Annotated in this window: 2 protein-coding genes; both read right to left on the bottom strand. The window is 68.6% G+C overall.

The window, feature by feature from the left end:
• The coding region (locus tag Q8814_RS21590; protein ID WP_456239116.1) for an amino acid adenylation domain-containing protein at nt 1–7450 on the bottom strand (7450 nt) is incomplete at its 3' end.
• A 330-nt stretch (nt 7451–7780) separates the two neighbouring features.
• Nucleotides 7781–9747: condensation domain-containing protein (locus tag Q8814_RS21585; protein WP_330154034.1), on the bottom strand; the 1967-nt coding region annotated here is incomplete at its 5' end.

Here is a 9747-nt window from a genome sequence, read left to right as displayed (position 1 = left end):
GACCGAAATACCCCCGCGCCAACTGCACACCCGACAGATACAACTCACCCGCAACACCCACCGGCACCGGACGCAAACGCTCATCGAGCACAAACGCCGACACATTCCACTCCGGCACACCGATCGGTACACCCGCCACATCCCCATCGACGACCTCATGCCAGGTCACCGACACCGCAGCCTCGGTCGGACCATACAAATTGAACAGCCCCACACCAGGATTCGCCGACCGGAACCGCTGCGCCACCGACCCCGGCAACGCCTCACCGATCGCCAACACCCGACGCAACGACGGCGCCAGCACACCCGACCCCGACACCGATGCCTCCACCAGCAACGCCTCGAGCATCGACGGCACCACATGCAACGTCGACACCGACGCCGACCGCATCAACCCCACCAGATACGCCGGATCCCGATGACCCTCCGGCTCCGCCACCACCAACCGGCCACCGGACACCAACGACGACCAGAACTCCCACACCGACAGATCGAACGTCGCCGCAGTCTTGAGCAACACCGCATCATCGGGCCCCAACCCGAACGCCGCGACCTTCCACACCAACTGATTCGCAATCGCCCGATGCGGCACCGCCACACCCTTCGGACGACCCGTCGAACCCGACGTGAAGATCACATACGCCGTGTGCTCCGGTGCCGGGGACGCCACGTGCAGCGGGTAACCCGCCGTCGAATCGTCCTGCGGTACACAGTCGTCGACGAACAGGACGGCGCGTTCACCCGCGGCCTCGAAGCCGTCGCCGCGCGTGGTCAGCACACACACCGGATCGGCGGTGTCCAGAATGTAATCCGTGCGCTCCGCAGGCTGGTCCGGATCCACCGGCACGTACACGCCACCGGCCTTCGCGACCGCGATCATGCCGATCACCAGTTCCGGCGACCGGCGCATCCCGAGCGCCACCCGGGTCTCGGGACCGACGCCGAGGCCGACCAGCTGCCGGGCGGTCGCCCCGGCCCACGCGTCGATCTGCCGGTACGTCCAGGTGCGTTCCCCGAATTCGAGTGCCGGCGCATCCGGCGTCGCGGCGACCTGCGCCTCGAACAACGACACCAACGTCGCCGACGAATCCACCTCACGCGCAGTGTCGTTGAACGACTCCAGAATCCGCGACCGCTCCCCCGCACCGAGAATCTCCAGATCCCCGACCGGACGCGACGGCGCCGCCCCCACCTCCTCGAGCAGCCGCACGAACCGCTCGACGAACCCGGCCACCGTCGACTCGTCGAACAACGCCGTCGCGTACGTCACGAACCCGCCGATCCCCGCAGGAACCCCGGCCTCGTCGTAGGTGTCCTGCACGATCCAGTGCAGATCGAACTGGGAGGTGTCTCCCGCGAGGTCGATGCCCTCGACGGTGACCGACGGCAGTTCGAGTGTGCTCTGGGCGAGGTTCTGGAAGGACAGCCCGACCTGGAACAGCGGATGTCGCGCCGTCGACCGCGCCGGATTGAGCACCTCCACCAACCGCTCGAACGGCACATCCGCATGCGCGAACACCTGCAGATCCGACTCCCGCACCGACCCCAGCAACTCCTCGAACGACCCACCCGACCGCACATCCGCCCGCAACACCAACGTATTGACGAACATGCCGATCAAATCGTCGAGCTCACGCTCACCACGCCCCGCGATCGGCGTACCCACCGCCACATCCGCGGTACCCGACAACCGCGCCAGCAACACCGACAACGCCGCATGCACCACCATGAACAACGTCGCATTGTGCGCCCGCGCCAACTGCACCAACCGCCCGTGCAACTCCGCCGGCACCACCACATCCACCCGCGCACCCGCCACCGACTGCACCGCCGGACGCGGACGATCGGTCGGCAACTCCAGCTGATCCGGCAGACCCGCCAGGGCACCGGACCAGTGCCCGATCTGCTGTGAGATCAGCGAGGACGGGTCGTCCTCGGATCCGAGCACCGACCGCTGCCACAACGCGTAATCCGCGTACTGCACCGGCAGCGGTTCCCACGACGGCACCTGGCCGCCGATCCTGGCCGTGTACGCGGTGATGAGGTCGCGCACGAACGGTCTACCGGACGAACCGTCGGCGGAGATGTGGTGGACGACGGTGACGATCACGAAGTCCTCGGCACCGATCTCGAACACCTGTGCGCGCAAGGGGATCTCGCCGGTCACATCGAACGGTTGCCCCACGAATCGGGCGATCGCGTCGGCGACCTGTGTATCGTCGACCGCGACGACGTCCATGGCGACGGCGGCCCGTCCGGCGGGCAGGATCACCTGCACCGGCCCGTCGACGGTCTCCGGGTAGACGGTGCGCAGCGACTCGTGCCGTGCCACCACATCGGCGACCGCCGCTCGCAGCGCCTCCGTATCCAGCGCGCCGCGGATCCGCAGCGCGGTCGGCAGGTTGTAGGCGGTGGATTCCGGATCGAACCGGTTCAGGAACCACATACGGGACTGTGCCAGCGACAACGGAATCCGCTCGGGGCGCACCTGCGCCGTGAGCGCAGCACGGCCACCGGCACCGACGTGCGATTCGAGCCGGGCGGCGAGCGCCTCCACGGAGGACGATTCGAACAGTTCACGGACCGGAACGCGGGCTTCGAGGGCGGCGCCGAGTCGCGCCGCGACCTGCGTCGCGATCAGTGAATTGCCGCCGAGCGCGAAGAAGTCGTCGTCGAGACCCACCCGATCGAGCCCGAGCACCTCACCGAACACTCCGGCCACGATCTCCTCGACCAGGGTGGTCGGCGCACGGAACTCCCGCGCGGCGAACACCGGAGCCGGCAACGCCTTGCGGTCCAGTTTCCCGGACGCGTTGAGCGGGAACGTGTCGAGCACCACGATGGTCGCGGGCACCATGTACGTCGGCAGGCTCTTGCCGAGCCCGCCGAGAAGGCTGTCGCTGTCGATGTCGGCTCCCGCCTCGGGAACCAGGTACGCGACGAGCTGGTCGCCCGTGGGGGTGTCCACGACCTGCACCGATGCGGACATGACGGTGGGGTCGGCGAGCAGCGCGGTCTCGATCTCGCCGAGTTCGATCCGCTGGCCGCGGAACTTCACCTGGAAGTCGGTACGGCCGATGTACACCAGTTCCGGTGCCCCGGTGGGGGATTCGATCCACCGCACCAGGTCGCCGGTGCGGTACATGCGTTCGGAGGGCGCGAAGGGGTCGGCGACGAACCGATCGCTCGTCAGGTCGACCCGGCCGTGGTACCCGCGCGCCAACTGCGCGCCCGACAGATACAGCTCACCCGCGACGCCCATCGGGACCGGGCGCAGCCGTGCGTCGAGCACGTAGACCTTCGAGTTCCACTGCGGCACCCCGATCGGCACCGATCCGGTGTCCTCGAGCGCCGCCTGCCGATAGGTGATCGACACGGCGGCCTCGGTCGGGCCGTAGAGGTTGTGCAGGCCGGCGGACGAGACGGACGCGAACGCGTGCGCCGTCTGTGCCGGCAGTGCCTCGCCGATCACGAACACGTCGCGCAGCGACACGAGGGCCTGGGGATCCGCATAGGAGACGAACACCGCGAGCATCGACGGCACGAAGTCGGTGATGGTGACCGCGTGCTCGCGGATCGTGCGGGTGACGTAGTCGGCGTCCCGGTGACCGTCGGGCGTCGCGACGACGAGAGTGGCGCCGACGCGCAGCGGCATGAAGAAGCCCCACAGCGACACGTCGAACGTGGTGGCGGTCTTCTGCAGGTAGACGTCGTCCTCGGTGAGCCGGTACTCGCCCTGCATCCAGGCCATCTGGTTCGCGATCGCGCCGTGTGACACGGCGACACCCTTGGGCCGGCCGGTGGAGCCCGAGGTGAAGATGACATACGCGGTGTTGTCGGGCCGGGTGTCCCCGAACCGCTCGTCCGGACGGATCGCGGCGGCGGGCACATCCGCGAGGTCGAGGGTGTCGAGATGCAGCATCGGCATCCGCGCGGGCAGTACCACGGCATCGCGTTCGGTGGTCAGCACGCACACCGGGTCCGCGGCGTCGAGGATGTACTCGGTGCGCGATGCGGGGTGATCGGGATCGACGGGTACGTAAGCGCCGCCGGCACGGAGAACCGCATACATGCCGACGACGAGTTCGATCGATCGGCGCATCGCCAGGGCAACCCGGGACTCCGGGCCGACCCCCAGCGTGATCAGATGCCGCGCAAGGCGATTGACGTCGGCATCGAACTCGGCATAGGTGAGACGTCGCCCCTCGTACACGAGTGCGGGCGCATTCGGGGTACGCGCGGCCTGCGCGTCGAAGCCGTCGAGCAGCAGGTCGTCCGCGACGACATGGCCGGTGCGGTTACACGTGTCGAGCAGGGCGAGGCGCTCGTCGGCGTCGAGGATCTCGAGGTCTCCGACGATCACCGCCGGATCCGTCGACACCGCGTCGAGGACACGGAGCAGGCGCTGCGAGATGGCCACCACCGACGATTCGTCGAACAACGCGGTGGCGTAGGTGAGCATGCCGACCATGCCGGCGCTGTCGGGATCGGCCGCGAGGGTCAACTGCAGATCGAAGCGCGCGGTATTCACGCCCGCGTCGAGGCCCTCCACCCGTAGGCCCGCGAGATCGAGATGGGCTTCTTCGAGGTTCTGGAAGAACAGCGCGACCTGGAACAGCGGATGACGTGACTGCGACCTCGCGGGGTTGAGCACCTCGACGAGCCGCTCGAACGGCAGGTCGGCATGCCCGAACGCACCGAGGTCGGTCTCGCGGGCCTGGGCGACGAGCTCGGTGAAGCTCGTCTCCGGCGCGACCCGGGTACGCAGCACCAGCGTGTTGACGAACATGCCGACCAGGTCGTCGAGGGCCTGCTCACCGCGTCCGGCCACGGGTGTGCCGATCGCGATGTCGTCGGTTCCGGACAGCCGGGCCAGCAAGACGGCGAGCGCACTGTGCACGACCATGAACAAGGTTCCGTGCTGGGAGTTCGCGACCGATTCGAGACGGGAGACGAGATCGGCATCGATCGGGAAGCGGTACATCGCACCGGCGTTCGACGCCGTCTGTGGGCGCGGACGGTCGGTCGGCAGGACGAGTTCGTCGGGCAGCCCGGCGAGCGTCGTCTTCCAGTAGTCGAGCTGCCGGGCGATCAGCGAGCCCGGGTCGTCCTCGGCACCGAGGACCCGGCGCTGCCACAGCGTGAAGTCGGCGTACTGCACGGCCAGTGGTTCCCAGGCCGGTGCCGCGCCGACGCTGCGAGCCGCATAGGCGGTGACGACATCGCGGGTCAGCGGCGCCATCGACGAGCCGTCCGCACTGATGTGGTGGAGGACGAGAACGAGCACGTGCTCGACGTCGCCGACGGCGAACAGGCGAATGCGCACCGGCACCTCGGACGCGACATCGAAACCGCGGTCGACGAAGTCGATCACGTCGGCGAGGATGCCTTCCTCCGTCGAGGGGACGGGGTCCAGGTCCGGGGCGACCTCCGCCGTCGGAAGGATCACCTGGTGGCCGGTACCATCCTGCTCCGGGTACAGGGTCCGCAGGATCTCGTGCCGGTCGACGACGTCCGCGATCGCGGCTTGCAGCGCCGCGATGTCGAGGGCGCCGGTCAGCCGGATCGCCAGCGGGATGTTGTTCACCGTCGAGGCCGTGTCGAACCGGTTGAGGAACCACATCCGCTGCTGCGCGAGCGACAGCGGGACGAGCGCGCCGCGTTCCTGCGGCACGAGCGGGGCGCGCCCGTCGCCGCCGGCGTGCGATTCCAGACGCGCGGCGAAGGCCGCCACGGTGGAGGCCTCGAACAGTTCTCGCACCGGAACCTGTGTGTCGAAGGCCGCACCGAGTCGGGCCACCGCCTGCGTGCCGATCAGCGAGTTGCCGCCGAGTTCGAAGAAGTCGTCGTCGACGCCGACCCGTTCGACACCGAGCAGGTCGGCGAACACCGATGCGACGGTCTCCTCGACCGGGTTCGACGGAGCGCGGAACTTCTTCGCCTCGAATACCGGCTCCGGCAAGGCATTTCGGTCGAGCTTGCCGTTTCCGGTGAGCGGGATCTCGTCGAGGGCCATCACCACGGCCGGCACCATGTGTGTCGGCAGCGACCGGCCCACGAATTCCTTGAGAACGTCCGCATCGACAGTGGCGCCGGCGGCGGGCAGGACGTACGACACCAGCGACGTCACTCCGGTCGCGGAGGTATGTCCGATGGTCGACGCGAATTCGACGGATCCGTGCGCGGCGAGCGCGGCGTCGATCTCGCCGAGTTCGATGCGGAAGCCGCGGACCTTCACCTGGAAGTCACTGCGGCCGACATACTCGATGACCGGCCCGGCCGGTCCCTCGACCCACCGCACGACGTCACCGGTCCGGTACATGCGCGCGGCCGGTTCACCGCCGCTCTCCCCCGCGAAAGGGCTCGCGACGAACCGCTCGGCGGTCAGACCGAGCTGCCGGTGGTACCCACGGGCCACGCCGGGCCCCGACAGATACAGTTCTCCGGAGACACCCATCGGAGCCGGATTGAGGCGGCCGTCGAGGATGTGCGCCGAGACGCCGCGCACGGCGACACCGATCGGCATCGGCCCACCCACTTCGAGCGGGTCGCTGCTCGTCGCGACGACGGTCGCCTCGGTCGGCCCGTACACATTGAAGAAATCCCGGTCGCCGGCCCACTTGGCCACGAGATCGGTGGTGTAGGCCTCGCCGCCCACCATCACCGCACGCAGCGAGTCCAGTCCCGCAGGATCCATCGAGGCCAGCGCTGCCGGGGTGATGAAGGCATGGGTGACGCCCTCGCGCCGCAGCAGGTCGGCCAGCTCGTCGCCACCGTAGATCGTCGGCGGCACGATCACCATCGTCGCGCCGGCTCCGATCGCGAGGAGCAGTTCGAGTATGGAGGCGTCGAAGCTCGGAGATGCGAAATGCATGGTGCGCGAAGACGAGTCGATCTTGAACCGGTCGCGTTGTTCGGCCGACAGGTTCGACAGGCCGCCGTGCGTGACGACGACACCCTTCGGCAGCCCGGTGGACCCGGAGGTGTAGATCACATACGCGGTGTTGTCCACGGACAGCGACCCGATCCGGTCCGCATAGGTCACCGGCGCGCCCGAGACCGCCGCGGATTCGGCGGCGAGGTCGTCACCGTCGAGCACCAGCCAGTCGACGGAGCTCGGCAGGTGGTCGAGGTGCTGGGTGACGGTGAGACCGACGCGCGACCCCGAATCGGAGACCATGTGCTCGATCCGGTCGGCGGGGTAGGTCGGGTCCACCGGAACGAAGGCCGCCCCCGTCTTGGCGACGGCCCACCATGCAAGGACCGACTCGATCGAACGCGTCAGACCGAGCGCGACGAATGTCTCGGGTCGCACCCCGCGAGCGATGAGCACGCGGGCGAGGCGAGAGGACTGCTCGTCGAGTTCGGCGTAGGTCAGCTTGCGATCCCCGAGGACCACCGCCGGGGCCGAGGGGTCGATCTCGACGGCGGCGGCGAGCATCTGCGGCAAGGTGAGCAAGCGCGTGCGGCGAGGACGACGAGCGACCCTGCTGGAACCGGACCTGCGGCGCGCGCCCCCTGCAGCCTTGGCACCGGTCTCATCAGCCGTCATTCGTTACAACCCCTCACGCCCAGGACTCGAGGACCTCGATCGCAGCGCGACTCGGGGCCCTCTCGTCTATTGACCCAATAACCGGCTCCATGGTACAAACCGCCCTTCGGCGCCACATCCGGCTGATGCGTGCACGAAGGATCAACTCTATACCCCCGTTGAAGAGCATTTCGTTACACGATCGGAACCTCGCGGCGGTCCGGTGGCCGGACCGCCGCGCCCCCTGGGTCACGCCTCGGGGAGCGTGCCGGACCCGCCGGACACCGTCGCATCCGTCCGATCGAATGCGGTGGCATCGGTGAACACCTCGGGGCCGTCGCCACCGCCATCGAGCAGATCTGCGTAACCCTCGACGGGATGCGCGTCCACGAAGATCACCGCGGCGAGGTCCTCGGGTATCCCGTCGCCGAAGCCGGGCGCACCCTGCGCACCGACGAACAGGTGGGTCACCCACTGCTCGTCGAGTTCGTCCTCGAACGAGGCCGCGGCGCTCCGCGGCGTGACGACCGCGGCCCCGGACGCGGCGGCCACCAGCAGCTCGAGCGCTGCCGCCTCCGAATTCGCGGGACCGTGCAGATGGGTCCGCGCGTCGTAGTCGACCCCGAAACGATCCGCGAGTCGTGTTGCGGCCTCTGCCGCGGCCGCGTGCCCGAGCACCCGTTCCTCTCCGGTGCCCGCGCCGATCACGAAAGCGGGATCCGCGCCTCGAATCGGACGAACCAGATCTGCGTACGTCACCGGAGTCGCAGCAAGCGCCGCGACCGTCGCGGCCGTGTCCATGTCGTCGAGGACGATCGCACCGGAGCCGGCATCGGCCGCGGCGACGGTGAGAGTGGCGTCGACCTCGGCGTCGACAGTGTCGAGGAACACCGCCGCCGCCCCGGCCTTCAGGACCGCCCACGCCGCGACGACCCGCTCGGCGGATCGAGGCAACCGCACCCCGATCCGGCTACCGGCGCCGAGTCCACGACCGATGAGATACCGGGCAAGGCGCGACGACCGAGCGTCCAGTTCGGCGTACGACAACGCATCCTCACCGTCCGCCACTGCGGGAGCCTCCGGGTCGGACTCGACGGTGGACATGAGCACCGAGACAAGGCTGCGGGCAACCACGGCCGGTTCGGCCTCCGCTTCGCCACCGCCGCCGCCCTGCAGACGAGCGCGTTCGGTCACGCCGAGGATGTCGATGTCTCCAACGGTGACGGTGGGATCCGCCACCACCGCCTCGACGATTCGGACGAATCGCTCCGCGAACCGTTCGACGGTGGCTGCGTCGAAGAGGTCGGTCGCGTACGTGAAACCGGCCACCATCTCCGCCGGGTCTCCGGCGTCGTCGTACCGGCCTTCCAGGGTCAGCATCAGATCGAACTTCGCCGCTACCTCTCCGGTGTCGAGGCCACTGATGTTCAGGCCCGGCAACTCGAAGGAGATCGGCTGAAAGTTCTGAAGCGACAGCATCACCTGGAAGAACGGGTGACGTCCCGACGACCGCGCCGGATCGAGCACCTCGACGAGCCGTTCGAACGGCACATCGGAGTTCGCGAACGCCGACAGGTCCGTCTCGCGGGCGCGATCGACGAGTTCTCCGAATCCACCGGCAGGATCGACGTCCGTGCGCAACACGAGCGTGTTGACGAACATGCCGATCAGGTCGTCGAGCTCGGGCTCGCCGCGCCCCGCGACACCGGTGCCCACCGCGATGTCGCGGCTCCCGGTAAGCCGGGCGAGCAGCGCTGCGAGCGTCGCGTGCAGCACCATGAACATCGAGGTGTTGCGCGCGCGGGCCAGGTCGGCGAGTCCGCGATGCAGTTCCGGATCGAGCGTGAACGCGTGGTAGGCACCGGCCATGGACGGCATCGCCGGCCGCGGACGGTCCATGGGCAGCTCGAGCTCGTCGGACAGACCGGCGAGCGCGGTCCGCCAGTAGTCGAGCTGGGCCGAGACCTGCGAGTCGGGATCGTCCTCGACACCGAGCACCTCGCGCTGCCACAGCGCGAAGTCGGCGTACTGCACCGGCAGCGGTGCCCAGGCGGGCAGCCGTCCGGCCGCCCGTTCGGTGTAGGCGACCATGACATCCCGGGTCAGCGGGCCGAGGGAGAATCCGTCTCCGCTGATGTGATGCATGACCAGGACCAGCACGTGCTCCGTGTCGCCGACGGCGAAGAGCGCGATACGCACCGGGATCGCCGCGGTCA

The organism is Rhodococcus chondri (assembly GCF_036327435.1).
Classification (GTDB): domain Bacteria; phylum Actinomycetota; class Actinomycetes; order Mycobacteriales; family Mycobacteriaceae; genus Rhodococcus; species Rhodococcus chondri.
The sequence above is the reverse complement of the archived record's forward strand: the minus strand, read 5'-3'. Positions and strand labels throughout refer to the sequence as shown.